The following is a 25,169-nucleotide window of genomic DNA, read 5'->3' on the forward strand; positions in this document are numbered from 1 at the left end:
CCCGGACCGCGGAAACCGTGGCCGGCATCGTCGCCGAACGCGAGCGCCTCGCCGCCGCCCTCCGCGGCCGCGGCCTCGACGTTCCGGACAGCGGCGGCAACTTCCTGTGGATTCCGGCAGGAGCCCGGGCACGCGAACTCGAAGCCGCCTGCCAGGCCGAGTCGGTATCCGTCCGGGCCTTCGACGGTGAAGGCGTCCGCGTCACCGTCGTCGGCCCGCAGGCATCAGCGGCCGTGCTTGCCGCCGTGGACGCCCTGGCCAACTGAATCGTAGAACACCGCCGGCCTGCACCGGCCTTGAATGAGGAGCAGCACCTATGGGAACCGGACCCCGCCAGGATTTTTTCGACGTCGAAATCACCTCGATCGAAGCGGCCTCGGATTCGGTGGCCGCACTGCGGCTTGAGCCCACCGGCGGCCAGGCACTGCCGGAGTGGGAACCCGGCGCCCATGTCGACGTCCTGCTGCCCAACGGACTGCTGCGGCAGTATTCGCTCTGTTCCCGGCAGGAAGACGGCTTCTGGCGCCTCGGCGTGCTGCGCGAACCGCAAGGCCGCGGCGGCTCAGCCTATATCCACGATGAACTCCGCCCGGGCACCAAGGTCCAGGTGCGCGGACCGCGGAACAACTTCGCGCTGGAGCCGGCACCGGAATACCTGTTCATCGCCGGCGGCATCGGCATCACGCCGATCCTGCCCATGATCCGGCAGGCCGAGCAGGCCGGGGCACGGTGGAGGCTGGCTTATCTGGGCCGCAGCCGCAGTTCCATGGCATTCGTGGATGAGCTCGACCGGTACGGGGACCAGGTCCATCTGCATTACGACGACGAAGCGGGCCTCTTCCCGCTCGAACCGCTGCTCGCTGGGCTGGACCCTGCGGTCCACGTCTACGCCTGCGGCCCCGCCCCGCTGCTGAACGCCGTCGCCCGCCTTGCCGAGGACTGGACAGACCCCGGACGGTACCACTTCGAAAGGTTCGCATCGGATCCCCAGGAGGCACCGGCGTCGAACGCGTCAAACAACACCGCCAACGACACGTCAGACAACACGGAATTCATCGTTGAAACGGCGGACGGCGAAGAGATCGAGGTCCCCGCCGGCACCAGCATTCTGCAGGCCCTCATGGACGCCGGCGTTCCCGTGCTCAACTCCTGCCGCGAGGGAATCTGCGGGACCTGCGAAACCCCCGTCATCTCCGGCGAGATAGACCACAGGGACAGCCTGCTCTCGGACGAGGAGCGCGAAGCCGGGGACACCATGATGATCTGCGTCTCGCGCTGCAAGGGCAAACGGCTCGTGCTGGATATCTGACCCCACGCCGGGTGTTCTGCTCGACCGCACTGCCCCGACCGACGCCTAGGCGGCGGCGGTCGGGGCAATCCCCTCCTCTGCCAGCGCGGCCATACCGTCAAGCATCGCTGCCGTCAGCGAATCCTGCAGTTCCTTGAACTTCGGTTCGCCCGCCACGTTGTTGAGCTCTTCGCGGTCCAGCCGGTGGTCGTAGAGCTCCGTGATGTCGGAGCCGAAGTACCGCGTCAGCCTGCCTTCCTTTGTCAGGACAGACCGGCTGCGGACGGGGCCGGGCAACCCGGGCAGTCCGAAGGGCTGGTCCTCCTCGATGATCAGCGCGTCCCGGACCGAACCCGCCTTGCGCTCCAGCAGCGGCACCAGCGACCTGCCCTGAATGCCGCGGTAGTGCCGGGCGCCGGTTAGTTCCAGCAGCGTGGGAGCCAGGTCCGCGGTGGAAACCAGCGCATCTGAAACCCCCGGAGCAGAGCCGGGGACCTTGATGGTCAGCGGCACATTGGTGACCGCCCGGTAGTGGCTGAAGTGTTTGAGCATCAGGCCGTGGTCGCCGAAGAGGTCGCCGTGGTCGCTCGTGAAGACAATGATGGTGTCGTCGGCCAACTCGTGCTCCTCCAAGGCAGCCAGGATGCGGCCGATCTGCTCATCCATCAGCGTGATCAGCCCGTACTGCGCGGCCGCCGCATTGCGGTACTGGGTCTCGTCTGCGGCGAAGGTCATGGTGGGGTCGGGGTTGGGCTCACCGCGACGTTCGACCATGTGCCGGATGTGCGGCGGTGACTTCGCATGGTCCTGCCAGAACCCGATCGGCAGTTCCACCTCTTCCGGGTCATACAGATCGGAGTACCCCTCCGGCGGAGAGAACGGATGGTGCGGATCCGGGAAGGAGACAAACATGAAGAAGGGTGCACCGGCGTCGGCAAATTCCGCCAAATGTCCGACGGCGCGTTCCCCGACATACGCGCTCGGGTGCAGTCCGGCGGGGATGCGGGTTTCGTAGACCTGGTCCCACCCCTCCAAGCGGCGCGCGGCGTTCTCAGCGCCGCCCAGCGCCAGCGGATCAACGCCCCGTTCACGTGCCCAATGCACGTAATGGCCACCCGGCCGGTCCCCGTGGCCGATCACCAGGTCCACCTGCCGGTAGCCGTAGTAGTCCTCGGGCAGGGGGATGAAGCGCTGGTCATGGGCTTCGCGGTTCTCCCACCGGTCCCAGCCGTGCGGCCGGGACGGAATGCGGGCGTCCGCGGCGGTTCCCTCCAACAGCAGCGGATCCGTCGTCTCGATCTCCGTACGCTGCATCGGTTCGAAGTCCCACCCCATGTTCTGGTGATGGAGCTTGCCAACCGCCGTCGTCAGATACCCTCCGCAGGAGAGCTGGCGAACCATGTTGTTGGCATCTGGATCCAGAGGTATCCCATTGCAGCGCGTTCCATGGGCGGACGGCCAGCGCCCGGTCAGCAGGCTCGCGCGGTTAGGCATGCAGGTGGGGTTGGTGACGGCCGCATCGGTGAAGACCATGCTCTCGGCAGCGAGCCTATCCAAGTTGGGCGTATACACGACGGAGTTCCCCGCGAAGCCAAGATGGTCGGCGCGCAGTTGGTCTGCGATGAAGACCAGGACATTGGGCCGCTTCGGCGCGCTCATGCCGGCTTCCGGATCATGGACAGCACCATGGTGCGCTGTTCGGCGAACTCCGGCAGCGCACGGGTCGAGATCTGGTCCCTCGGGGCAGGCAGGTCAATGTCCACAACGTCCAGCACCCTGGCAGGCTTCGCGCCGAGCACTACGACACGGTCGGAGAGGTACACGGCCTCGTCGATATCGTGGGTGACCACCAGGATTGTCATGCCGAAGTCCTCCCGGATCTTCAGGCACAGATCCTCAAGTTCGAAGCGCGTCTGCGCGTCCACCGAGGCGAACGGCTCGTCCATGATCAGGATTTCCGGGCGGTAGGCCAGGGCGCGGGCGATGGCCACGCGCTGTTGCATGCCGCCGGAGAGCTGCCACGGGTACTGGTTTGCGGCGTGCGCCAGGCCCACTGCCTCCAGTGCCGTGTTGATCCGCTGGTTCAGTTCAGCCTCCGGCAGGCGCAGATGGCGCAGCGGCAGCCTGACGTTCTTGCGTACGGTCAACCACGGCATGAGGGAACGGCTGTAGTCCTGGAAGACCAGTGCCATTTCCGCGGGCGGACCGGCAATTGTCCGGCCGTCGATAGCAGCTGTCCCGGACGTCGCCGGCTGCAGGCCGGCCAGGCACTTGAGCAATGTAGTCTTGCCGACACCGGAGGGCCCTACGATGCAGACAACTTCGCCAGTGCCAATCGTGAAAGTAAGGTCCTCAATCACACACTTGGCGCTCGGGCCGCTGCCGTAGGTCTTGGACAAGGCTGTCACTTCGAGCCGCGGCGGTACGGCCGCAGCGTTGTTGACTGTCACGGGTTTCTCCTGCAGTTTCATCGAATTCTCCATAGCGGAATGGTGATGCGGGGCCGGTAGGTGGTTCATGAGCGGGCGAGCCTCTTCGAGCCCACGTACCAGGCCAGGACTTTGTTCTTGATGACTTCGAAGACCAGGTTGGCGCCGAAGCCGATGACCCCCAGCAGCAGGATGCCTGCCCACATGTCCGAAGTCATGAAGCTCTGCTGGGCCAGCAGAGTCATCGCACCGATGCCCTGTGAGGAGCCGAGCATCTCGGAGGCAATCATCACGACGAACGCGACTTGGAGGCTCACCTGCATACCGGAGGCGATCTGCGGCCCGGCGGCAGGCAGGTAGACCTGGGCCAGCTTCTCGGCGCGAGTCAGCCGGTAGACGGAACTGACGTCCTTGAGGGTTGAATCGACGCTGCGGATGCCGTCTACGGTGGCAATCAGGGTGGGGAACATCGCCGCCAGCGTGATGCTGACGAGACGCATCTCGATGCCGAAGCCGATCAGGGAAATGAAGATCGGGACCAAGGCCACCGGCGGTATGCCGCGCAGGAAGTGAATCAGCGGGTCCAGCGCCCATCGGGCAACAGGCATCAGCGCCGTGACGAAGCCCAAGCCAACCCCGATCACCGTGGCCAGGGCGTAGCCAACGACCAGGTTCCGGAGGCTGAGCATCACGTCCGATTCGAAGTGCTCGAACAGCCAAAGCGCCTGGAAGCGCTCCAGAATCATGCCCAGCGGAGGGAAGAAAGTGTTGGTCGAGTTCTCCGAGAACATCCACCAGGCGGCTACCAGCAAGAATGGAGTGCCGACGCCGAGGGCCCAATTGGTCAATTTGCGGTTCATGCCGGTAGCACCTCACGGTAGGACGCGTGCCAGTGGAGCAGACGGCGCTCGGCCAGCCTGCTGGCACCTTGGAAAGACAAGCCCAACACGCCGAGGACGACGACATAGGCGTACAGCACCGGGTAGTCGCCTGCAGCCTGGGCCTGGTAGATGCTGAGGCCAAGACCGGGCCCGCCGCCGAGCAGCCCAGCCACCACCGTGATGACCAAGGCGGCCGGAGCAGCCACCCGCATGGCGGTACCTATGAACGGCATGGCCGACGGCAGGGTGACCCGGGCCAGAATTTCGGTCCTGCCCAGCCCATAGGAGCGCGCCGTATCCAGGGTGACAGGGTCGGCGTCGTGCACACCCGAAACGGTTTGCATGATTATGGGCAGCACGCAGCCGAAGAAGACCAGGAACCACGACATCTGCGTAGTCGGGCCGAAAATCAGTACTACCAGCGGCAGGATGACGATAGGCGGGATGGGCTTGAGGAACTCCAGCACGGCCAAGGTGGCGTACCGGACCGGCTCGAAGCTGCCGATCAGCACGCCAGTGACGACGCCAACCACTGCTGCTGACGTTAAGCCGGCCAGTGAGATCACCAGGGTTTCGGCGAGCGCGGCCCAGAAGGCTTCGTTGGCCACCAGCCCGGCCAGCTGGACGAAGGTCGCTGCCGCGCTGGGCAGCGGACCACCCGCCATCGGGCCAGTTGCGGTGACTTGCCACAGGGCCAGGGCAGCCAGCATGCCGCCGGCGCTGACCAGCAGCGGCCTCAGATTCTTGTTCATGAGATCTGCTCCAATAGGATCGGCTGGCCTACTGGCCGTTGAAGATCAGGTCCTGGTCCAGCGGCACTTCCTTGGCCAGAAATCCCAGCTCCGCCAACTGCTTGTTGACCCGGTGGATCTCCTCAAGCTTCACTTCGGTAGGCCAGTACGTCTCGGCGCCCTTCTGCAGCGTCTCCAGCGGCACGCCAGTCAACTGGGCACCCGCCTTCTGTGCTTCCTCCAGGTTCTTGTTGGCATAATCGTTGGCCTTGTTGATCGCCCGGGCGAAACCCGCCATCTGGTCTTTCTTCTCCTCAACCGTCTTGGCGCCGGCCACCCAGAGACCCACCGCGCCCTCCTGGAAGAATTCAACGCCCGGAGAGGCCAGGCGCCCATGGCCCTTCGACTCGGCTTGGGACGTGAACGGAGCGACCAGCGCGGCGGCGTCAACGCGCTTGGAGTCCAGGGACTGCAGGGCCGAAGCCGGATCCAGCACCATCCAGTTGATCTTGGCCGGGTCCCCGCCTGCATCCTTGACGGCCTTGGCCACCGTCACCTCCATTTGGGCCTTTCGGGCCGGCACGGAAACGGACTTCCCCTCCAGGTCCTTGGGGCTGGTGATGCTGCTGCCCTTGGGCACGAAGAGGCCCGTGTCGTCGACCTGCGCCAAGTCCTCCGGCTGCTGGTCCTTCGGGGCATAGCCATCCGCGGCGGCGACGATCTTCAACGGAACGTTCTGGCTCATCGCGTTCAGCATCGGGATCGACGGCGAGTACGTCAGGTCCAGCTGTCCGCTCTGGGCTGCGGCGACGCCGGCCGGCGGATTGGCCACCACGCTGGTTTCGACGTTGAGGCCCTCGTCCTTGAAATAACCCTTATCGATGGCCATCTTGATCGCTGCGTCCGAGCCGATGCCGATGGTGCCCACCTTCAGCGTCCCGGTGCCGCCGGCTGCCTCGGCCTCGCTGCTGCCGGCATCACTGCCGCCACAGGCGGACAGGGCAAGGACAGCTACGGTGGCCAGTGCGACGGTGAGATTCTTCTTTCCCATGTTTTTTCCTTCAGGTCGGGTATGTGGAGCGGAAGATTCAGGCCGGGCGGCGGCTTGCGGTGACCCAGCCGGGTTCGTGGACGACGCCGCCGCGCGCAATGGTCCATGCGACCTTGCGTTCGGCCAGCTCGTCGATGGCTTCCGAGGATGGCCAGGGGCCATCCAGCACGCATAGGTCCGCGGCCATGCCGGGCGCCAGGCTGCCCTTGGCATCCTCGGCATGGTCCTGCCACGCGGGAAGGGCGGTCATGGCCAGCAGCGCCTGCGCGGATGTGAGGCGCCCCGGGTCATCGGGGCGTCCGAGCGCGTGGACTGTGTCGCGGGTAACAGCCGCCGCGATTGTGCGGCGCCAGTCCGTGTCGGTCACTGGCGAATCGGAGGCGATATTCAGTTTGACTCCGGCCCGCAGGGCCGACTGGAGCGGTTGGTGGCGCGCGTAGCGTTCCTCGCCGAGCAGGCGTTTCATCAAGTCACCGGCGGCGGCGCGGATGGCCGGGTTCGTGCTGTACCCGACCTCATGGCGGGCGAGCCGGCCGAGGGAAGCGTTGCTGCGGAAGGCCCCGTGAATGATGTAGTGCCGGCCAATGCGCCCGTCCCTTTGTGCAGCGATGATGGCGTCCACGGCGGACTCCGTGGCTGCGTCGCCGGTGGCATGGACGCCCGCCTGCAGGCCGGCCTCGTGGATGAGCCGAACGATTTCGTGCAGCTCGCTGACCCGCTCGGCGTCGGTACTGCCTGCGACTACCAAGGATCCGTGGTTGCACTCGCGTCCGTAGGGCTCGCTCATCCACGCGGTGCCGCTGCGGGGTGTGCCGTCGGCAAAAACCTTCACCCCGGCGATACGCAGCAACTGCGGATCGATGCCCCGGTCCGTATAGAGGTGCTGCAGCCCGGAAGCCAGACCGGCGCGGACAGCCTCGGTGGAGACGCCGCCTGTGCCGGCGAAGAGCAGGAGCGCGCTGATACGCAGGGTGAGTTCGCCACCAGCGGCGAGGTCCCCGAGCAGTTCGAGCGCGTCGGTGGTGCATGCGCCGCCGATCAGCGCTTTGCCGCCCGGGCCGAGGCCGGGTTCGGTCAGCGAGGTGATTCCCTGGGCATGCAGCAGACGCTGGAACTTCAGCGCTGCGGTGCGCAGGGCCTGGCGGGGAACGGGAGGCAGGGCTGCGGTAATCAATTCCATACCGGCATCCACGAACAAGCCGTTCGGCTCGCCCAATGCGGTGCGGCCGATGACACCGCCGCTGGGCACGGCCGGGGACTGGCCCACGCCGGCGGCCGCCATTGCGGTCTGGTTGGCCAGCAATTGGTGGCCGGTCTGGTCGAACACGACCACCGGGGCGTCCGGGCGCAGACCGCGCACTACCTCCTCGCCGCCCGGACCAAGAACAACTTCGTCCCAGCCATGGGCCCGGATCCAGCCGTCCGCTCCGGGTGCCGCGTCTGCGAGCAGAGTCTCGACATGCCGCCAATTCGAAGCCACCGAGGCGCCAACGTTGAGGTAGCCGAACTTCGCCATCGCGGATGCAATGAAATGCAGGTGGCCATCGTTGACGCCCGGCAGTACAGCGCCTCCGTCTGCGTCGATCACGCGGGTACTCGGACCGACCAGCTCCAAGACCTCGTCCCCGCCAACGGCTAGGATCGCGCCTCCTGAAACCGCGACATTCGCGCGCGCTCCCTCCGGCAGGGTGGCATTGGCGATCAGCAGACCAACCGCATCCCCGTTAGCCATGGACACCTCCTGATGTGACTTGGATTACCGACTCGAACAGTATGTCGGATGACTTGGTCAATTGACCAGCTTTTTCTAGAATCTTTTCCAGACGGCCCATTTCCGTCATGTCCGCAAGAAAGCCGGAGGCTCCAATCTGGGCCTAGGATGGATTCCAGTTAGCTGGAGGAGAATGCATTGGCTCGAGTACCTACTGCCGAACGGCGGCTTCAATTCGTTCGGTCAGCGGCGAAGGTCATCGCACATGACGGCTTGGCAGCAGCGACGACTCGCCGGATCGCAGCTGAAGCAGAGGCTCCGCTGGCATCGCTGCACTACTGCTTCCGCAGCAAGGACGAATTGCTCCAGGAGGTCTACTACTACCTCAGCCGTGACTACGCCCAGGCGCTGCCCCCGGTGCCGGCCTCCGATGCCGGCCTCGAATCTGTGGTTCTAGCGCACGCGCGCCGTGTCTGGGAACGAATGCTGGCGGAACCCCACGAACAGGTCACCACCTTTGAACTGCTGCTGCGCCGCTTCCGCGTCGACGCCGAAGAGGAGCCAAAAGCGCTGGCCATGAACCGCTCGATGTACGAGGGCTGGGTCCGTTCGACCAGCGACCTGTTCGAAGCCGCAGCCACCAACGCGGGCGAGGAAGTGCCCACCAATCTGGAACTGGCCGCGCGCCTGTTCATCTCGGGCATCGACGGCATCAGCATGCAGCATCTGGCAGACCCTGATCCCAAACGCTCCGCCGCTTTGGTTGACATGCTCGCTCGAAGCGTGTCCGGCGCCTTCGTCTACGCACAGGATTCAGCAAAGACCAGCTAGCCCGAATCCTTCCTTCTGGTCCTCACCACGTTCTATCGCCCGGAGCGGTGCGCCGGCTCGGTCCCGGTGGACCGCTGTCCCTCAGCCGGCGAGGGAGAAGCATATTTGCTGAGCCAGGACGGCCGGACTGTCAGCGCCGCTGGCTGCTGGCTACACCCGGTGCCGCCACAGTCCGGAAACCGCAGTTGCTGCTGGCAGACTCGGGGCCGTTGGAACTACGGGCCGCTACGCGGTAGCGGTTGCAGTAGGAGTCGTGGCACAAGAATGACCCGCCGCGCATGACCCTGCCCCTGCCGATCGTCGGGCCTTGCGGATTGTGCGATGGCGAATTGCGGTAATACTTCGGCAAGAACCAGTCGTTGCACCACTCCCACACATTCCCGCTGACCTCGTACAGCCCGAACCCGTTTGGCGGAAAGGTGCGGACCGGGGCGGTTCCCAAGTAACCGTCGTCGAGCGTGTTGCTGCGCGGAAATTCCCCCTGCCAGATGTTGCAGTAGTGCTCCCCGGCCGGGCCGGCCAAGTCGTTGCCCCACGCGTAGCGCTTCCCTTCCAGCCCGCCGCGCGCGGCATACTCCCACTCCGCCTCGGTCGGCAAGCGCCGCCCGGCCCAGCGGCAGTATGCCTGAGCGTCGTTCCAGGACACCTGTACTACCGGATGCTGCGGGATATCCCTCCAGCTCGACAACGGGCCCGTGGGATGGGCCCAGTCGGCACCGCGGACGTTCACCCACCACGGTGCGCCCGCTGCCTCCCCGAGCACATCAGCGGCTGCGGCCTGCACCTGCAGGTGGAAGACGGCGGAAGACTCGTAGTGCTCGGACTCGGTCCGATACCCAGTGGCTTCGACGAAGCGGGAGAAGTCCTCATTGGTCACGGCAGCCGCATCGATCCGGAAGCTGTCCAGCACTACCTTGTGCACGGGCCCCTCCCCGTCCGCCGGATAGCCCTCGCCGAAATGGTCGCCCATCAGGAAGCTTCCACCCGGCAGCAGGACGTCCTGATGCTCCGCCGGCGTGCCCGGCCTCGGTACCGCTGAAGCCGGCGACAACCGATCCGCCTCCGTCCCGCCCTGCCGTGGCGGCGTGCCGCAACAAGACACTCCGGACTCCTTCCGCTTCGATCTGTTCCACCGTACCGCGCCACTGTGACAGCGGACATGCCCGACCGATCCGCCTTCAACCGATAGCACCACCCGGTTACGGCAGCAGCGGCGGCAGCTTCTCCAAGGCAGGCAGCTCGTCGCGGTCGTGGCCCGGATCGGGCGTCACCGGACAATCGGATGACCAAGCGTTACGTCATCGTTGCGGCGCTGAGGTCGCACTTCGCCACTCTCCGCCATATTCCGGCCTCAGAGTATCCTCGGTTCATACCCTTGACCGAGCAGACCTGCACGGACGCACCCGTCCTTACCAGAGAGACAATCACACCCCATGTCCCCCTCCATGAAGACCAAGTCCGCCGCTTCGCGCAGCAAGTGGACCAAACTGTACTGGATCGTGCCCGCCATCCTGGTGGGCCTGCTCGCCGTAGTGCTCGCTGCCAAGGGCCTGCGCGGACTGCCGGCTGTGCAGGACTTCCTGGCGGCCTACCCCGGCCATTCCGACCTGCCCGAAGGCGCTCCGGTCGGCTTCCCGGCCTGGCTCGCCTGGCAGCACTTCCTGAACGCGCTGCTGATCCTGCTGATCATCCGCTCCGGCTGGCAGGTCCGCACGGTCACCCGCCCGCCGAGCTACTGGACGCGCAACAACCGGGGCCTGATCAAGACGAAGAACCCGCCGCAGAAGATGAGCTTGCATCTCTGGTTCCACCTCAGCCTCGACGTGCTGTGGGTGCTCAACGGCCTGGCCTTCTACATCCTGCTGTTCGCCACCGGCCAGTGGACCCGCGTCGTGCCCACCAGCTGGGACGTCTTCCCGAATGCCGTTTCCGCCGGCCTGCAGTACGCCTCGCTGGACTGGCCGCTGGAGAACGGCTGGGTCAATTACAACGCCCTGCAGCTGCTGACCTACTTCGCCACGATCTTCATCGCCGCCCCGCTGGCCATCATCACCGGCCTGCGGATGTCCTCGGCCTGGCCGAAGCAGGCCGGGATCAACAAGGTCTACCCGATCGAACTGGCCCGCGCCATCCATCTGCCGGTGATGTTCTACTTTGTCGCCTTCATCATCGTCCACGTCGCCCTGGTGCTCGCCACGGGCGCGCTGCGCAACCTCAACCACATGTATGCGGCAAGGGACGACGGCGGGTGGCTCGGTTTCTGGATCTTCGCGGCTTCCCTAGTGGTCATGGCGGCGGCCTGGATCGCCGCCCGGCCGGTCCTGCTGCGCCCCGTCGCAGCTTTGATGGGCAAGATCAGCCGCTGACGCACCGAAAGTTGGCGCGGAGGGTTGACCTTCGGAGATACTGAGGCGCTTCATTGATCAAGGCTCCGTTTCCAGGCATTGCATCCAAGGAGCGCCATGCTTCCTACCGGAATAGACCCGAACTCGACTGAGATCCTGCCCGTGGCGTTCCATCCGGTGCTGTGGGTCGCGGCGGCGGGAGTCTTCGCCGTCATCATCCTGCAGTCGGTCATCTACCTGCGGGCCATCCGCAGGGCAGGCGCCGCCGCCGACCTGACCGATCAGCAGGTGAGCCGCGCCGTCCGCGCCGGTGCCGTCGCAGCCATCGGCCCGTCGCTCGCCGTCGCGCTTGTGGCGATCTCCCTCCTGCCGCTGTTCGCCACGCCTGCTGTACTGACCCGCATCGGCCTGGTCGGTTCGGCGGCGTTCGATGTCGCGGCCGCGGGCCTCGCCGCAGGCACCCAGGACGCCCAGCTCGGCGGGCCCACCTACACGCAGAAGATCTTCGCGATCGGTTTCGCCGCGATGACGCTGGGCGGCATCGTGTGGATGCTCTCGGCGCTCATCCTCACCCCGATCCTGTCCAAGGGCGACCAGACATTGCGCAAGGTCAATCCGGCGGTCATGACCGTGGTGCCCGCCGCGGCCCTGCTCGGGGCGTTCTTCACGCTCGCGCTCGCCGAGACCACGAAGTCTCCGGTCCACCTGGTCACCTTGCTCGTGTCGGCCGCCACGATGGGCCTGTGCCTGCTCGGGGCCAAATACCTCAAGAAGTCCTGGCTGCACGAGTGGGGGCTCGGGTTCGCGATCGTCGTCGCACTCGCCGTCGCCTACTTCATGACTACCGGGTGAAAGGGCAGGAGACCGCATGTCCTCGCAGACCAGCAAAGCGCCGCTCACCGGACTCGCCCAGTTCGACCGCACTACGTCCGTCTGGGCCCCATCACCCTGGCGCTCGGCTTCCTCATCTCCCTCGCCGCGGCCCTCTTCGCCGGATTCGGCACCGGGCTGGGGGTCACCGCCGCGGAACTCTGGGGCGCCGTCGGCATCGTGATCGCGACGTTCGGCGTCATCGCGATCGTCGAGCCCATTGCGTACTATCCGATCCTCGGGCGTTCCGCGATGTACCAGGCGTTCATGATCGGCAATATCGCGAACAAACTGCTCCCGGCGGCCCTCATCGCCCAAACCGACCTGGACGAAAGACCGGGGACGCGGCGTGCGGAACTCATAGCGGGCGCCGCCATCATCGGTGCCGTGTACATCCACCTCGTCACACTCGTGGTCCTGGTCGGCCTCCTCGGCACGTGGCTCGTGGGCTCCCTCCCACCGGACCTCATCGGCCTCGCGCGGCTCTACATCCTCCCTGCAGTGTTCGGCGCCGTGACAGTCCAGGCCGTCGTCACGATGAGGAACGTGCGCATCACGGTCATCGCCGCCGTCGTCGCAGCGGTCATCACGTTCCTCGTCGTCCCGCTCGTTCCAGCCCTGACGAACTTCGCCACTGCGATGGCTGTCATCATCTCGATCGTTGTCGCGTGGGTTGCCCGCAGCCGCACCGATGCGCCGCCCGCAGCACCACCATCCGCCGGACACTGACTTCTGCAACAAATCCGCGAAAGGTCTCCCATGACCCAGCCCGACGCCCTCATCACCCTCGCACCAGGAATCAAGGTCTCGCCGGGCTTTATTGCCGAGCACATCGAGATGTATAAGTCGTTCCACCGGGCACCCGAGCTCTCGTCCCAAGAGCACGCGACCGCCGCGGCCATCGAGGCGCGGCTCCACGAGCTCGGCATCGAGCACTTCCGCAGCGGAGGGACCGGCGTCGTAGGTCTATTGCGCAATGGGGAAGGGCCGGTCATCGGTTTCCGCGCGGACACCGACGGCCTGCCCATCGCCGAGGAAACAGGGCTTGACTATGCGAGCACCGCGACGGGGACCCTCCCGGACGGCAGCACCACCCCCACCATGCATGGCTGCGGGCACGATACCCACACCACGAACGCACTCGCCGCCGCGGCGTACCTGACGGCGAACCGCGAGGCCTGGGCGGGAACGGTCGTCCTGCTCTTCCAACCTGCAGAGGAGACAGCGGCCGGCGCCAAGGCCATGGTCGACGACGGGTTATGGGACCGCGCGCCGCGCCCGGAGGTGGTCCTGGCCCAGCACGTCATGCCACAGCCCTCCGGCACGTTCACCATCCGGCCCGAGCACATGGCGAGCCTTGCCGACTCGTGGCGCATCACGGTCCGCGGACGCCAAGCGCATGGTTCCCAGCCGGAGAAGTCGATCGACCCGATCGTCGCGGCCTCGGCGATGGTCCTGCGTCTGCAGACCATCGTCTCGCGCGAGCTCGCGCCAACCACGCCGGCCGTGGTCACCGTTGGGACGTTCCATGCGGGCCTGAAGGAGAACATCATTCCCGAGACCGCCGAGTTCAGCCTCAACGTCCGTACGCCGGATGAAGACACCCGCACAAAGGTCCTCGGCGCGATCCGCCGGATTGTCAACGCCGAGGCCGCCGCGTCCGGAATCGGCGAGCCGGAGATCGCAGAGATCTCCCGCTTCCCGCGCCTCTATAACGATCCCGAGCAGGCAGAACGTGTGGAGGCTGCTTTCCGCGACGCCTTCGGCGAGGACTCGATCGTCAACGCACCGCTTGGCATGGGCTCGGAGGACGCCGGGTGGCTCGCCGACGCGATCGGCGTCCCCATGGTTTTCTGGGCGTTCGGCGCGTTTCCTGCCGAGGAGTTCGAGGACGGCAAGGTGCCGCCGGGCAACCACCACCCGGCCTTCGCACCGGACTCCGAGGCCGCCCTCGTGCACGGCACCGCTGCCGCGCTCAGCGCCATGCTCTGCTACGTGGGCCGCTAACGAACCAGCCTTCTTCCGGAACCAGACCCCGTTGTTGCGGGGGCCAGCGGGAGGCGGTTCCCCACAACTGCGTCCGCGCTTGTTGCCAGAGCTTTCCCGGGTCGCCTAGGTTTGACCTTCACAACCTAGGGAAGGACCAGATGAACCAGCTTCCTGTCGCAGAGCTCCACCTCCACATTGAGGGGACGCTGGAGCCGGAGCTTATTTTCGAGCTGGCGGACCGCAATAGCATCGCCCTGCCATACGAGGACCTTGACGAACTCCGGGCACAGTATGAGTTCACGGACCTGCAGTCCTTCCTGGACCTGTACTACCGGAACATGGACGTGCTGCGCACGGAGGCGGACTTCGCGGACATGACGAAGGCGTACCTGCGCCGGGCTGCCGCCGCCGGCATCCGCCACGCCGAGATCATGATGGATCCCCAGGCGCATCTGGCGCGCGGCGTTTCGCTGGGAACGTGCGTCAACGGCGTGGCCTCGGCGCTGGCCGAAAGCGAGGCCGAGTTCGGTGTGAGCACGGAACTCATTGCCGCATTCCTGCGGGACCGGCCGGCGGAGGAGGCGCTGGACGTGCTCGACCGGCTGATCGCCACGGAGGCACCGATCATCGGGATCGGACTGGATTCGGCCGAGGTCGGCCACCCGCCCAGCGGCTTCGTCCAGGTGTATGAACGGGCACGGGCCGCCGGTCTCCGCCGCATTGCCCACGCCGGCGAGGAAGGTCCGCCCAGCTACATCACCGAGGCGCTGGACCTGCTCGGCGCGGAGCGGATCGACCACGGCATCCGCTGCATGGAAGACGAGCAGCTGGTCCAGCGGCTCGCCGCCGACCAGGTCCCGCTGACCGTCTGCCCGCTGTCCAACGTGCGGCTCCGCACCGTCGACACGCTCGCGGACCATCCACTGCCCGCCATGCTCGCCCGCGGCCTCAATGTCTGCGTCAACTCCGACGACCCGGCCTACTTCGGCGGCTACGTGGACACCAACGTCGACCAGCTGACCGGGACCTTCGGCTTCACCCCGGACGAGCTGGCCAGGCTCGCCGCCAACTCCATCCGCTCGGCCTTCCTGACGGAGGACCGGCGCGCTGCGCTCCTGGCGGAAGTCGAGGCCTGGCGGTCGGGGCAGGGCTGAGGATGCCTATGCAGGCAGGAATTCCGCACCACAGCAAGCACCGGCACCCAGGCCGGCCGTCCGCCGTCGTTATTACTTCCGGATGTCGATATCCGCCTTGGCTTCCTCGACGACCTGCTCCAGCCGTTTGTCCGTCAGGTAGGTCAGCCCGGTCAGGATATCGGTGATCCTGCGGCGCTCCTCGGGCGAGAACCGGGTGTTGTCGAGGATGTCGCTGACCCAGAGCCCGTCCATCGCGAGCCGCACGATGACGCCGATGATGCCCGCCGGCTCGCGCGGATCCAGGTCTTCGCGGTCCAGCCGGCGGTTCAGGTAGATCAGGGCCTCGGCGAGGTTGGGCCGCCCGATGGCCGTGGACAACAGGCCTGCCTGGTTGTGGCTGCTGTTGGCACGGGCGTCCGAGAAGGCCTTGATGTAGGCGCGCTCCTCCGCCCCGACCCTGTAGGGATCCGCATCGGCCTGCCGGCCCAGCTCATGCACCAGCTCGATGATCATTGCTTCGACATCCCGCTCGATCTCGTCGATGGGCGCCCCGGGCCTGAACACGTTTCCTCCGATTTCGCAGTTTCCCTGTAGCCAGTCTAGGCAGCACGCCCAAGCCGCCGGCGCTGCGGCCTTGCCGCACGGATCGTCAGGTTGCTTGGAACGAGCCCTTGACCAAGGTAGCCCACGGGCCTACGGTTAAGAGACAGCTTAATTAAGGAGTTACTTACATGGGCGCGCAGGACCGGCTGAGCGCCGTGTTCGCGGCGCTGGCGGACCCCACCCGCCGGGAGATCCTCTCCCGGCTGCGCAAGGGGCCGGCTACTGTCGGCGAACTGGCGGAGCCGTTCGAGATGAGCAGGCCTGCGGTCTCGCAGCATCTGCGGGTGCTGGAGAACGCCGGCCTGATCGAGCGGACCGCCACGGCGCAGTGGCGCACCTGCACGCTCCGCACCGAACCGCTGGATGATGTTGCGGACTGGATCGACCACCATAGAGGTCTCTGGAACGAACGGTTCGACTTGCTGGATGAGCGGCTCCGCGATCTGAAAGGGAGGCCCGGCAATGGCTGAGGCAACCAGCACCCAGGAAAAGCAGTTCACGATCACCCGCGTCTTCGACGCTCCGCGCGAGACCATCTGGCGGGCCTGGACCGACCCGGAGGAAGCGCCGTTCTGGCTGCACCCGCGGGACGTCAGGACACCGCGGGAGTCCGTGCGGATCGACGCACGCCCCGGCGGCAGCTACACCTACACGATGATCGCCCCGGACGGCAGCGAGTACCCCACCGCCGGGCAGTACCTCGAGGTGGTCGAACCCGAGCGCCTCATCTTCACCTGGGCCTCGCCCGGCGACAAGGTGGAGGATTCGCCGCTCATCACCGTCACGCTCGCCGAGCTCGACGGCGGCCGCACCGAGATGACCTTCCACCTGCGCGGTATCGCGGGCAAACCGGGCGACGGCTACGTCCACGACGGCTGGGCTGAGGCCTTCGACATCCTCGCCGAGCACCTGGCCTGACCCTTCCGCTCCCCCACCTTAAAGGAGAGAACGACGGCGGAACTCGCGTTTCGCCGTCGTACTCCCCTTTCCGCGTGGTGACTGCGAGCCAGTGCGGGGCCGGCGGCTGCGCTCCGTTGCGGTTCGTGCGGCAGCGTCCTACCGTGGGGGCAACATGAGCCGACGGCGGAGGCGGCGCGGTGTCCCGGTTTTGGAGCAGGTCCTGCCTGCGGCGGCTGCTCGCGATGAGCATCGTGGCGGCCGCGGCGCTGCTCAGCAGGGTTCCCATGACGACGGCGGCACCGGACTTTGGCGCAGTGGATTCCTATCTGCGGCAACAGTTGGAAACGCTGGGAATCCCGGGAGCGGCCGTCGTCGTCGTTGATGATGGCCGCATTGCCCATCAGGCCGCCTTCGGCAAAGCCGATGGCTCCGGCCGTCCGATGACCGTGGAGACGCCGGTGCTGTTGGCGTCGACCACCAAATCCCTCACCGCGATTGCCGTGCTGCAGCTCGTGGAGCAGGGGCGCCTGGAGCTCGATGCGCCGGTGACCACTTATCTGCCATGGTTCCGGGTAGACGATCCGCGCGGGGCCGACATCACGGTCCGGCACCTGCTGAACCAGAGCAGCGGGCTATCCACGGCCACCGGATCCGGCTTCGAATCGCAGCGAACCCAGGCCGCGGACACACTGGAACCGGCAGTGCGGAAGCTGGCAGGGGCACAGCTCGTGGGGACGCCGGGCCAGGCTTTCACCTACTCCAACGACAACTACACCGTGCTGGGGCTGCTGGTGGAGACCGCCTCCGGGCAACGTTTCGGGGACTACCTGAGGCAGCAGGTCCTGGCCCCCCTGGACATGGAGCATACGCACACCACGAAGGCCGCCGCTTTGGCCGACGGGCTGGCCACGGGCCACACGCTGTGGTTCGGCACTTGGTGGCTGCCGGCCGACGCGCCGGCCCCGACCACGGGCATGCCGTCGACCACGCTCTACGCCTCCGCCCAGGACCTCAGCCATGAGCTGATCGCCCTGCTGGACCGCGGCCGATGGCGGGGCCGGAGCATCCTCGAACCGTCGAGCGTCGGGACGATGTTCACGCCGGCGGTACGGGTCAGCCGGGAGCAGGAGTATGCGATGGGCTGGTTCGTTCGGCCGCTCGTCGAGGCCGCCTCCCCGGCCACCGAGCCGCCGGCGGACCTCCCGGTGGTCGTCGAGCATCAGGGCGAATGGGGCAACACGCACACCTACCAGGCCGTCGTGCCGTCCTCCGGGCTCGGGGTGGCGCTGGTCATCAACGCCAATGACCCGTCTTCGCCGTCGCGGCTGAAGGCGATCGACACGAACATCCTGCGGATCCTGCACGGCCAGCCGCCGGCCGCGCCCGCCATCCAGGAGGACTGGCTGCAGCGCCAGGCCTGGGCAGTCTCGGCGGCGCTCCTGCTGGCCGAGCTGGCCAGCCTCGCCACCTCCCTGTTTGTCCTGTTCCGGAGCCGCCGGCCCCGGCGCGCGCCCATCCTGCTGCTGGCCGCGGCCGCGCTGGCGCTGGACGTGCTGCTGCTCTGGCTTGCCGTGGCCTACGTCCCCGCACATTTCGCGGTGCCGCTCGCCGTCGTCGTTAGCCACCTGCCGGACGTCGCCGTCACGCTCATGCCCGCCCTGGCGCTGGCCCTGCTCTGGTCCTTGCCGAGGACCGTCCTGCTGCTGGTCACAGCACGCCGCAGGGTCCCGCGCTAGTTCCAGACGGACGGCGAAAACGCCCTTCTCCCGTTCACTCCCCGGCAACCGGAACGCCAAGCCGGAGCCAACGGACTGAAACACAACTCGGGAACAGTGGTCCTGCAATCACTCCCCCGATGTGAAGGACGATCCATGTTCCGGAATCCCCCGGTCAAGAATTTCCTGCTGCTTTCCTCCGCGGCCACGTTGGCTGCCGGCTCGGTGGTGGCGGCCACCGGAGCCGCCACCGCTGCTCCTGTAATGAACGGCGATCTGGATGACGATATTCGGGTGATGTCCTTCAACGTTCACCACGGGGCCGACGGCCAGGACGTGCTGGACCTGGAACGCATCGCCCAGGACATCGAAGCCAGCGATTCGGACATCATCGGCCTGCAGGAAGTGGACAACCATTGGTCTTCGCGCAGCGACTTCGTGGACCAGGCAGCCTGGCTCGCCGACCGCCTTGGCATGCACTACTCCTACGCGGCGAACCTGGACCGCGATCCGGTGGACGGCCAGCCGGAACGCCGCCAGTACGGCACGGCGATCCTGAGCGAGTACCCGATCCTGGACTCCGAAAACCACCTGTTGACCAGTATTGAGTACGCAGAACGTCCCACCGAGCAGCGCGGGCTGCTGGAGGCCGTAATCAACGTGGACGGCAGCCACATCAACTTCTACAACACCCACCTGGACCACCAGCGCAGCGAGCAGCGCCAGTCCCAGGTGAAGGAAATCCTCGCCATTGCCGACGACTCCGACCGTCCGTCGGTACTGGTCGGCGACTTGAATGCCATCCCGTCGTCGCCCGAAATGCAGGACATCCTGACGGAGTTCACCGATACCTTCGCCCAGCTGGGGCAGGACGAGGACTTCACGTACCCGGTCGGCGAGCCCGACCGCCGCATCGACTACATCCTCACGCACGGCGACGTGGAAGTCGAAGCTGCGGAGGTCATCCGTACCATGTCGTCCGACCACCTGCCGGTCATCGCGGACCTCGATGTGGACCAGGCGCCGAACGGCCTGCGCAAGTAGCCCGATCCGGTCGCCGGACGAGGCTTAAACCACTGAAGACGCTGGTCCGACCAATCGGTCGGGCCAGCGTCTTCAGGCTCGGGCCTAGGCTCTAACCGGCAATGGCCACGGACTTGTCCTTGATCCAAGCCGTCGCGGCAACCTCGCGCGCGTCATTGATCGCGGCCACTACGCTGGCTTTCTCCTCGTACCCCTCCGAGACGGCAATGACGCGGTCCTTCTCCATCAGCCGGAACCTGTACTTCTTGTTGGTATCCCTAAAGATTTCGAACATGCTTCTTTCCCCCGATCTTTGTTGGATCCCCCGCGGCCGCCTGGTTGCGCGGCCTGCGTGCAGGCTTGTCAGCCATGGCGCCGTTGCCATGGCTGTACCACAAGGGTAGGCGTGTTCTTCGTTACTCCCGAGTACGTGTTTGTAATATTTGTCACATCTTGTCAGAAGCTGAAATATCGCCCTGAAGGGGCTATGAATGAGCGTCAGGCTCTTGCCTTTTCCGCGCGGCGGTGCTTGAGGTGGCTCTCGGAACGACGAGGAGGAGGCGGGCCCATGGCTGCATCCGAAGGCAGCAGGGCATTGACGCGCCTGTACCCGACAACCCGCGCGCTGGCGCGCACCTCGACCGAGCCGGCGGGGGTCGGGTTGATCGACCATCCGCTGCGCCAGCCGGCACCGGACGAGGTCGAGCTCCAGGTTTCGCTCTGCGGGCTGTCCGGTTCCGATGCGGTGGTTTTCGACGCCGATCCGGCCTTCGCGTGGGTGCGCCCGGGGACGGTCCTGGGACATGAAGCCGTCGGGGTGGTCGGCACGACGGGCCTCCTGGTTCCGGAGGCGGTCACCCCGGGGCTGCGCGTCGTCCCCGTTTCGGCACTCCACTGCGGCCGCTGCAGCCAGTGCATCGGCGGGCGCACCGAGCAGTGCCGGCACAGGGTCACCCTCGGGCTGGGACGGCACGGAACCGCTGCAGCCCGCGCGGTACTGCCGTGGCACTGCCTGGTCCCGCTGCCCGCCGACTTGCCGGATACGACGGCGGTGCTCACCGAGCCTGCGTCCGTCGCCTGGCGGGCCACGGTCGACGTGGCGCAAACCAGCCCCGGCGAGCGGGTGGCGGTGTCCACCACGCGGGCCGTCGGACTGCTAGCGGCCCTGATCGCCAAGAGCCGGGGTGCGGAAGTGACCATGGTCGGCCGGCCCGGTCCCGGGCTGGAGGCCAAGGAACGGCTGGCCGCAGATCTCGGCCTAGAAACCGCCACCGACCCCGCCCCGGAGAGCTTCGATACGTGGATCGAGGCCACGGGCTCCGGGAAGCAGCTCGCCACCGCAACGGAGTCGCTGCGGCCCGGTGGGAAACTCGTGCTTGTTGCAATGTATGCCAGCGGCACGCCGGAGACCATTAGCATGCCGGTGGGTAAGGAACTCACAATCCTCGCGAGCTACTCCTCGGCCCGCCCGGACTTCGAGCACGCCATCCGCTTCCTCACCACTCTGCCAGCCCTGGGCAGCCGCCTCGTCACTGTTTACCCGATGGAACAGGCGGTCGAGGCACTGCGGCGCACCGCCCGCCCCTCCGGGGCGAATGCCGAACCGCTCATCAAGGCCGCCATCCGACCCGTCCCCTGATTCCATCGATGAACTGCCCCCGACTCCCGGTTCCCAGGTCTGTACATGTGACCTTTTAGTCACCTATTCTGGAGGTGTGGACGAGGTGTTCAAAGCGCTGGCCGATCCCACCCGCAGGGAACTGCTGGACGAGCTGTTCCGCAAAGACGGACAGAGCCTGCGTGCCCTCGAGGAACGCTTCGCCATGACGCGCTTCGGGGTGATGAAGCACCTGAAGCTGCTGGAGGAAGCAGGCCTGGTGGTGACCCGGCGCCGCGGCCGCGAAAAGCTGCACTTCCTGAATTCGGTGCCCATCCGGCTCATCCACGACCGGTGGGTCAGCAAATACGCAGCCCCATGGGCCGCTGGACTCAGCGACCTGAAAACCAGATTGGAAAATCCCGTGGAAACGACCGCAAAGATCTTCGAAATCTACATCCGTACATCCCCGGAGCGGCTCTGGGAAGCCATCACGGACAGCGAAATCCGGAGCAAGTACATCTTCGGCAACCGGATCGAAACGGACTGGCAGCCCGGATCGACCTACCGGATGACGAACCCGCGCGCCGACGGCCCGCTCAGCGAGGGCGAGATCCTCGAAGTCGACCCGCCGCGCCGCCTCGTGCAGACCATGCGGGCGCTCTGGGGCGAGGACGTCGAGGCCGAAGGCACCTCGCGCATCACCTGGGAGATCGAGCAGGTGGAGGACTCGTGCCGGCTCACCGTCACGCACGACCAGCTGCGCGAAGGCGCCAACGAGCAGCTCTACGGCGGATGGCCGATGATCCTCTCCGGCCTGAAGACCTGGCTGGAGACCGGCTCGACCCTGACCACCCCCGGCTCGCTCATGTACGCCAGCTGACGCGGCCGGAGACCTCTCGTCTTACCTGTCCATCCCCTCGGCGAGCAATTCCCGCAGGCCTTCGCGGAACTGCACCTTGCCGCCGTGGGCTGGATGCCGGACCTTCGGCGCGCTGGTGCCGCTGGCCTGGACGCTCCGGTAGCCGATGTTGCCGACGGCCACAATGGATTCGATGGAGAAGATTCGGGCCAGTTCCTGCCACAACGGCAGTCCGGCCTGGATCTCCTTCGCGTTGGGCGTCCGGTTGGACAGCGGCCGGCCGGTCTGGTGCGGGTGGAACGGGTAGGCGCTCCACAGCAGGGGCAGGAAGTCGAGGTCCGCCAGCACGTCCCACATCACGGTGGCCGTCGGTTCGGCCGCCACCGTGCGCGCGTCCGGGGGCAGGGTGAAGCCGTGGTGCGCGCCGAAGAGCCCGAACGGATCGATCCGGCCTTCGATGATGGCGCGGTTGCTGAACGGAACGCCGGTCATCCGCATGCCGCGGTAGCCCGGCGCCTCTCCGACGAGCAGGACCGTGGGCCGGCGCGCCAGCATTTCCAGCAGGTAGAGCTCGAGGTTCCGGCGCCGGATGGCATTGTTGGGGTCGCTGCAGTCGAGGAAGTTAGTACTGCTGGCGCCGGTTTCCGTTCCAGCGAGCAGCTCCACGAACGCTCGGACCGGATTCGCCGCCGGCAGGCTCTTCGCGACCGTCTTGGGCTGCGCCACCGGCCCGCTCTTCTCCACTCGCATGCTCCGACGCTATCGTCTCCGGCGCCGCTCTGCCCGGCGTTTCCACAGGCGGTCCGGCAGGAGCCGGAACGTTGCGGATCCCCCACGCCGAGATGAGGCCTCCGGCGACCGCGAGCAGGGCGACGACAAGCAGCACCCGGTGGAAGCCGCCGTCGTCAAGTGTCCCTCCGGTGACCACGGCGGCGAAGGCCACGGCGATCAGCCCGGCGACCCGGGACACCGCGTTGTTGATGGCCGAACCGATCCCGCTTTCCTCAGGCCGCACGGCGGACAGGATGCCGGCGGTCAGCGGCGCCACCGTGATGGCGAGGCCCAGCCCGCACACGACGAGGCCGGGCAGCAGCTGGAGCCAGAAGTCCACTGGGGTGCGTGCGGCCAGCATCAGCAGGTAGCCGGCGCCGAGCAGCACCGGGCCGGCCGCCATGAAAACCCGCGGCCCGAACTTGCCTGCCAGTCCGCCGAAAGACGCGGAGAACAGCAGCATCAGCACCGCGACCGGAAGGGTGGCCAGGCCTGCCTGCGTTGCCGAGAACCCGGCGACCTGCTGGAGGAACAGGACAACCATCAGCATGCCGAGGGACAGCGCCGCATAGATGAACGCGGTGGCGATGTTCCCGATGCCGAAGTTGCGGCTGCGGAACAACTCCAGCGGCATCATCGGGTACGGAGTGCGGCCTTCCCACCACAGGAAGGCAACGAGGCACGCCAGCCCCAGGACCAGGCAGCCCAGCACCGCCGGATGGGTCCAGCCGAGCCGTTGTTGCTCGATCAAGCCGAAGACCGTCCCGGCAAGGCCGGCCGCGGCCAGCACTGCGCCGGCCAGGTCCACCGGCGGACGGCGCCGGGCGGGAGGCGGGTCCTTAAGCCGGCTGAGAAGCACCAGCGTGGCGGCGATCGGGAGCACGTTGATGCCGAAGATCCAGCGCCAGCTGAACATGTCCACGAGGACGCCGCCGAGCAGCGGCCCCGCGATGGCGGAGGTTCCCGTCCAGCCGGTCCAGGTCCCGATGGCGCGGCCCTGCGCGGGTCCGCTGTAGGCCGACATGATCAGGGCCAGCGAGCTCGGGACCAGCAGCGCGCCGCCGACACCCTGGACCGCACGCGCGGCCACCAGCACTGCACCGCTTGAGGCGAGCGCGCAGGCCAGCGACGCGGCGCCGAACAGCAGCAGCCCCAGCCGCAGGATGCGGACGCGGCCGAAGCCGTCGGACAGGGAGCCGGCCAGCAGAATGAGCGCGCCCAGCGTCAGGAGGTAGGCATCAACAACCCACTGCTGCAGGGCCAGCCCGCCACCGAACTCGTCCGACATCGCCGGCAAGGCAACGTTGACGATCGCGCCGTCCAGGAAGGCTACGAACGAGGCGAGGATCGCGGCCCAGAGCACCGGGCGGAGCGGGTACGCCGGGTGCAGTCCCTCATCCTGTTCCCCTCCAGCTGGCTGGCTCATCATCATCCTCCGCAAGGCATTCACGCGGGCATCGCCGCCTGCCTTCAGCATGGCCCTCCTCCGCCCATCAAGCCACCCTGACCGCGGGGTATGGCTATTATCCAGTTATGGCGCGGATCCGCGGGATTCCCATCGACAACGACGTCTATCAGCGGCTCGGCGGCAGCTGGTGGGACGAGGACAACCCGCTCAGCCTGCTGCACGGCAGCCTGACCCCGGCCCGCCTCGCCTATTTCCGGAAGATCCTGGCGCAGGAAGGCCTTGGCCGAGCGGCCGGGCTCAGGGTGCTGGACATCGGCTGCGGCGCCGGTTTCATGAGCGAGGAGTTCGCCCGGCTGGGCTGCGAGGTCACCGGCGTCGATCCTGCGGCGGCAGCCGTGGAAGCGGGCCGCCGCCACGCCGCGGACGGCGGGCTGCGCATCCGCTACCTCCAAGGTTCCGGCGAGCAGCTGCCCGTGCCGGACGCGGCGTTCGACGTCGTTCTCTGCTGCGACGTGCTCGAGCATGTTGCGGACGTGCCGCAGGTCATCGCCGAAACTGCCCGGGTTCTGAAACCGGGCGGGCTCTACTTCTTCGACACGATCAACCGGACCTTCGTGAGCCGGATTGCGGCGATCAAAGCGATGCAGGAATGGCCGCTCACCCGGCTCTTCGACTCGCCGCTGCACGTCTGGGAGATGTTCATCAAGCCCTCGGAGCTGGCCGCGCTCCTGGCGGCCAAGGGCCTCCAGCCCGCCGGGCTGTCCGGTCTCGCCCCGCGCGCACATCCGCTGGCATCAGCGCGGAACCTCCGGCGCGCCCGGAGCGGCCGGATCAGCTACGCCGAACTGGGCCGCCGCCTGGATTTCGGCCCGGTCCGCAGTACCGCCTTGTCCTACATGGGCTACGCCGTCAAGCCCAGCTAGTGCGCGGGACCGTCGCCGGCCTGCGGGGCTTCGCTCTGGCCTGCGGTTGGCATACGCCATAGGCTGGCGACGGCGGAAGGCAAGTTCCGCCGTCGTCCTCTGTGA

Annotated in this window: 25 protein-coding genes and 1 pseudogene; 15 read left to right on the plus strand and 11 right to left on the minus strand. The window is 66.8% G+C overall.

Annotated features, from left to right (window positions below):
- A pseudogene (locus D477_RS06075) lies at window positions 1-266 on the plus strand (aminotransferase); the annotation flags it as partial.
- A 50-nt stretch (window positions 267-316) separates the two neighbouring features.
- Window positions 317-1,309 (plus strand): PDR/VanB family oxidoreductase, encoded by a 993-nt coding sequence (locus D477_RS06080; protein WP_005268045.1) that lies wholly within the window; start codon window positions 317-319, stop codon window positions 1,307-1,309.
- A 45-nt stretch (window positions 1,310-1,354) separates the two neighbouring features.
- On the opposite strand, the gene D477_RS06085 is transcribed toward D477_RS06080, so the two are convergent.
- Genes D477_RS06085 through D477_RS06110 form a run of 6 tightly spaced genes read right to left on the minus strand, consistent with a single transcriptional unit; the run spans window position 1,355 to window position 8,112 of the window.
- On the minus strand, window positions 1,355-2,947 hold the full coding sequence (locus tag D477_RS06085) for a sulfatase family protein (RefSeq protein ID WP_005268046.1): 1,593 nt from the start codon (window positions 2,945-2,947) through the stop codon (window positions 1,355-1,357).
- Complete coding sequence (locus D477_RS06090) at window positions 2,944-3,759, minus strand: ABC transporter ATP-binding protein (protein ID WP_005268047.1); 816 nt, start codon at window positions 3,757-3,759, stop codon at window positions 2,944-2,946. The genes D477_RS06085 and D477_RS06090 overlap by 4 nt, the downstream gene beginning before the upstream one ends.
- A gap of 44 nt (window positions 3,760-3,803) precedes the next feature.
- The gene (locus D477_RS06095) at window positions 3,804-4,577 is read right to left on the minus strand and encodes an ABC transporter permease (protein WP_005268048.1); all 774 of its coding nucleotides are present in this window, start codon (window positions 4,575-4,577) and stop codon (window positions 3,804-3,806) included.
- The gene (locus D477_RS06100) at window positions 4,574-5,350 is read right to left on the minus strand and encodes an ABC transporter permease (protein WP_005268049.1); all 777 of its coding nucleotides are present in this window, start codon (window positions 5,348-5,350) and stop codon (window positions 4,574-4,576) included. Before D477_RS06100 ends, D477_RS06095 begins: the two co-directional genes overlap by 4 nt.
- Window positions 5,351-5,378: 28 nt before the next feature.
- A complete protein-coding gene (locus D477_RS06105) occupies window positions 5,379-6,380 on the minus strand; it encodes an ABC transporter substrate-binding protein (protein WP_005268050.1) in 1,002 nt (333 codons plus the stop codon).
- Between the two features lie 37 nt (window positions 6,381-6,417).
- A complete protein-coding gene (locus D477_RS06110) occupies window positions 6,418-8,112 on the minus strand; it encodes an amidohydrolase (protein WP_005268051.1) in 1,695 nt (564 codons plus the stop codon).
- A 177-nt stretch (window positions 8,113-8,289) separates the two neighbouring features.
- Here D477_RS06110 and D477_RS06115 point away from each other — a divergent pair, with 177 nt between their 5' ends.
- Complete coding sequence (locus tag D477_RS06115; RefSeq protein WP_043845908.1) at window positions 8,290-8,922, plus strand: TetR/AcrR family transcriptional regulator; 633 nt, start codon at window positions 8,290-8,292, stop codon at window positions 8,920-8,922.
- A 130-nt stretch (window positions 8,923-9,052) separates the two neighbouring features.
- On the opposite strand, the gene D477_RS06120 is transcribed toward D477_RS06115, so the two are convergent.
- Window positions 9,053-10,024: a formylglycine-generating enzyme family protein gene (locus D477_RS06120; protein ID WP_424579999.1), complete on the minus strand. Its 972-nt coding sequence runs from the start codon at window positions 10,022-10,024 to the stop codon at window positions 9,053-9,055.
- Between the two features lie 331 nt (window positions 10,025-10,355).
- Between D477_RS06120 and D477_RS06125 the strand changes: the two genes are divergently transcribed.
- The 5 genes from D477_RS06125 (at window position 10,356) to D477_RS06145 (ending at window position 15,280) form a co-directional block, all read left to right on the plus strand.
- Window positions 10,356-11,288, plus strand: coding sequence for a cytochrome b/b6 domain-containing protein (locus tag D477_RS06125; RefSeq protein WP_005268054.1), 933 nt, complete (start codon window positions 10,356-10,358; stop codon window positions 11,286-11,288).
- Window positions 11,289-11,384: 96 nt separating this feature from the next.
- A complete protein-coding gene (locus tag D477_RS06130; protein ID WP_005268055.1) occupies window positions 11,385-12,119 on the plus strand; it encodes a DUF5058 family protein in 735 nt (244 codons plus the stop codon).
- Between the two features lie 198 nt (window positions 12,120-12,317).
- Window positions 12,318-12,866 carry a hypothetical protein gene (locus tag D477_RS06135; protein WP_005268056.1) on the plus strand — a complete coding sequence of 183 codons (549 nt, stop codon included), beginning with the start codon at window positions 12,318-12,320 and terminating at the stop codon, window positions 12,864-12,866.
- 30 nt (window positions 12,867-12,896) lie between these two features.
- Window positions 12,897-14,144 (plus strand): amidohydrolase, encoded by a 1,248-nt coding sequence (locus D477_RS06140; protein WP_005268057.1) that lies wholly within the window; start codon window positions 12,897-12,899, stop codon window positions 14,142-14,144.
- 140 nt (window positions 14,145-14,284) lie between these two features.
- A complete protein-coding gene (locus tag D477_RS06145; protein ID WP_005268058.1) occupies window positions 14,285-15,280 on the plus strand; it encodes an adenosine deaminase in 996 nt (331 codons plus the stop codon).
- A gap of 72 nt (window positions 15,281-15,352) precedes the next feature.
- Here D477_RS06145 and D477_RS06150 read toward each other — a convergent pair whose 3' ends face one another.
- The gene (locus D477_RS06150; RefSeq protein WP_005268059.1) at window positions 15,353-15,826 is read right to left on the minus strand and encodes a hypothetical protein; all 474 of its coding nucleotides are present in this window, start codon (window positions 15,824-15,826) and stop codon (window positions 15,353-15,355) included.
- A 167-nt stretch (window positions 15,827-15,993) separates the two neighbouring features.
- Between D477_RS06150 and D477_RS06155 the strand changes: the two genes are divergently transcribed.
- The 4 genes from D477_RS06155 (at window position 15,994) to D477_RS06170 (ending at window position 19,524) form a co-directional block, all read left to right on the plus strand.
- Entirely contained in the window at window positions 15,994-16,335 is a 342-nt protein-coding gene (locus tag D477_RS06155) for an ArsR/SmtB family transcription factor (RefSeq protein WP_005268060.1), read from the plus strand.
- Window positions 16,328-16,783, plus strand: a complete 456-nt coding sequence (locus tag D477_RS06160; RefSeq protein ID WP_005268061.1) for an SRPBCC family protein — start codon at window positions 16,328-16,330, stop codon at window positions 16,781-16,783. The genes D477_RS06155 and D477_RS06160 overlap by 8 nt, the downstream gene beginning before the upstream one ends.
- Window positions 16,784-16,962: 179 nt before the next feature.
- A complete protein-coding gene (locus tag D477_RS06165; RefSeq protein ID WP_043845910.1) occupies window positions 16,963-18,501 on the plus strand; it encodes a serine hydrolase domain-containing protein in 1,539 nt (512 codons plus the stop codon).
- Window positions 18,502-18,636: 135 nt separating this feature from the next.
- A complete protein-coding gene (locus D477_RS06170; protein ID WP_005268063.1) occupies window positions 18,637-19,524 on the plus strand; it encodes an endonuclease/exonuclease/phosphatase family protein in 888 nt (295 codons plus the stop codon).
- Window positions 19,525-19,615: 91 nt separating this feature from the next.
- Here the strand turns inward: D477_RS06170 and D477_RS22605 are convergent, their stop codons facing one another.
- The gene (locus tag D477_RS22605) at window positions 19,616-19,798 is read right to left on the minus strand and encodes a YegP family protein (RefSeq protein ID WP_005268064.1); all 183 of its coding nucleotides are present in this window, start codon (window positions 19,796-19,798) and stop codon (window positions 19,616-19,618) included.
- Window positions 19,799-20,071: 273 nt separating this feature from the next.
- On the opposite strand from D477_RS22605, the gene D477_RS06180 reads away from it, so the two are divergent.
- The gene (locus D477_RS06180; protein ID WP_005268065.1) at window positions 20,072-21,142 is read left to right on the plus strand and encodes a zinc-dependent alcohol dehydrogenase; all 1,071 of its coding nucleotides are present in this window, start codon (window positions 20,072-20,074) and stop codon (window positions 21,140-21,142) included.
- A gap of 76 nt (window positions 21,143-21,218) precedes the next feature.
- Window positions 21,219-21,983: an ArsR/SmtB family transcription factor gene (locus D477_RS06185; protein ID WP_005268066.1), complete on the plus strand. Its 765-nt coding sequence runs from the start codon at window positions 21,219-21,221 to the stop codon at window positions 21,981-21,983.
- A gap of 21 nt (window positions 21,984-22,004) precedes the next feature.
- Here the strand turns inward: D477_RS06185 and D477_RS06190 are convergent, their stop codons facing one another.
- The gene (locus tag D477_RS06190) at window positions 22,005-22,688 is read right to left on the minus strand and encodes a uracil-DNA glycosylase (RefSeq protein ID WP_005268067.1); all 684 of its coding nucleotides are present in this window, start codon (window positions 22,686-22,688) and stop codon (window positions 22,005-22,007) included.
- On the minus strand, window positions 22,585-24,210 hold the full coding sequence (locus tag D477_RS06195; RefSeq protein ID WP_005268068.1) for an MFS transporter: 1,626 nt from the start codon (window positions 24,208-24,210) through the stop codon (window positions 22,585-22,587). Before D477_RS06195 ends, D477_RS06190 begins: the two co-directional genes overlap by 104 nt.
- Window positions 24,211-24,266: 56 nt before the next feature.
- Between D477_RS06195 and ubiG the strand changes: the two genes are divergently transcribed.
- Window positions 24,267-25,064 carry a bifunctional 2-polyprenyl-6-hydroxyphenol methylase/3-demethylubiquinol 3-O-methyltransferase UbiG gene (ubiG, locus tag D477_RS06200; RefSeq protein ID WP_005268069.1) on the plus strand — a complete coding sequence of 266 codons (798 nt, stop codon included), beginning with the start codon at window positions 24,267-24,269 and terminating at the stop codon, window positions 25,062-25,064.
- The last annotated feature ends 105 nt before the right edge of the window (window positions 25,065-25,169 follow it).

This window comes from Arthrobacter crystallopoietes BAB-32, assembly GCF_000328305.2.
Lineage (GTDB): Bacteria > Actinomycetota > Actinomycetes > Actinomycetales > Micrococcaceae > Crystallibacter > Crystallibacter crystallopoietes_A.